General features: G+C 36.5%; 1 protein-coding gene. It reads left to right on the top strand.

Going from position 1 to position 1,808, the window contains the following annotated elements; all coding sequences use genetic code 11:
* On the top strand, positions 1–1,645 hold a 1,645-nt coding region (locus VIP81_RS25020), incomplete at its 5' end, for a metallophosphoesterase (RefSeq protein WP_331967740.1).
* Between the last annotated feature and the right edge of the window lie 163 nt (positions 1,646–1,808).

Genomic DNA, 1,808 nt, shown 5'->3' with positions numbered 1-1,808 from the left:
GATACTTAGCCCTGTTACGACACAAAACGCAACTGTAGGAAAAGATCTACTAATTTCAGGTCAATCTTCAGATGATGATGTTAAAAATTGTTCAGTATCTGTAATTGTTAATGATATTCGACCTTACCAAAATGCTTTTGCAAGAGGAATTAAGGGGTTGGATGATTTTTCTCGATGGGAATTCGTTTTAAGTAACAACTATACACATGTTATTGAAGGTATGAATAAGATAACTGCAAAATTATTGTGCGAGTCCGCACCTACACGATGGTATAGCGTATCTGTTAATGGAATTCCTAATTTAAGTAACGTACAGATAGCTCCACCACAGTCGAGTCCCATACAATCTGTACAACGTTCTAATGTATCAGAAACTAATTTATCAAACATTGAAGAATCAGGAAATAACAATACTTCCTTGCTTGTTTCAATTCTCGCTCAGAAGAACCCGATTGCAAGAGGCGATATTCAAAACACTACAATAACTGTTACCGATTCAGCCAAGAGACCAATTACAAATGCTGAAATAAATGGAAAATTGATATATCCAGGAAATAACTTTGAGAAAGAATTTGTAGGAAAAACGGATTATAATGGCATGTTCATTTATTCCTGGACTATTGGAAAGAAAGGCGACGTCGGGCCTCTAACCGTAGAAGTAGACGCTTCAAGTCAGGGGTATCAGTCATCTTTTATTACAAGTTCTTTTGATGTCGTGGACTCTTCTGAGTCGTCAAAAGATAATAGTGCTTTAGGTGGCAATCTGGATCTGCATATTCCAAATTCTGAATTAGATTTTGTAGTTGCAGGTGATTATGGCTGCGACTCAAAGACCAGACAAACCATAAAGGATATGGAAGAACAGGATACCGATCTGGCCTTTGCCCTGGGGGATTTGTCAGAGGTGAAAAATCCTAACTGCTTTTTTGATATTGTTTCAAAATTAGATAACAATGACAGATTTAAAATTACGTTAGGGGAAGCAGATACTGATAGCAATAAGGCACGTTCATCATCACGATTTAGTGACTTTGTTAGACATTTTGATTTAGAAAGTCCATTTTACTCTTTTGATTACAAAAACGTTCATTTCCTGGCAATGTCTACAGGGAAGAGTCTCTTTGTTCCATATGCAAATGGATCGGAACAATATAATTTTATCTCAAATGATCTAAGGAACGCTGCTAACAATTCCGGCATAGACTGGATAATAGTCTATGGCTACAGACCATTTTTTACTTCACCTACTATTCATCCGGGAACTGAAGTTCTCAGAGAAACTTATTCTCCACTGTTTGAAAAGTATGGTGTAGATTTAGTTATCACTTCTCACAATCATAATTATCAGAGATCTTATCCATTGGTACATAATGTAGAGGACTCGCGGGAGCCATTAATAAAGGACGTAAACACTTCTTATTATTCAATGCCGGGTGTTCCTATCTATGTTGGAGTTGGCACTGCGGGCAATAATCTTTATGATTTCAGAGGACAAGCTCCATTTATGGTAACTCAGTTTAGTGAGACTGGATTTCTACATGTAAATATAACTAAAACGGAGCAAAACTTACTGACAGGATCATTTTACAATGTCGGAACTGGAAATTACGATGATCGATTCATAATTGTAAAGTCAAAATCTTGAATAATTTACTTTGATCCAGAATTCAGACAAGGATTTGTTGCCAGCGCATGACTCTGAAAATACTGTCAATTAAGATCGACCAGTACATCCATAGATTAATCCGTTGATCTCCATAGTTTCATTCAGGTAGTCTATTGAATGGAGAGACTCCTTATACTCATTA

The organism is Chitinophaga sp. (assembly GCF_036566945.1).
GTDB lineage: Bacteria > Bacteroidota > Bacteroidia > Chitinophagales > Chitinophagaceae > Chitinophaga.
This window is presented reverse-complemented; position numbering and strand designations above follow the sequence as displayed.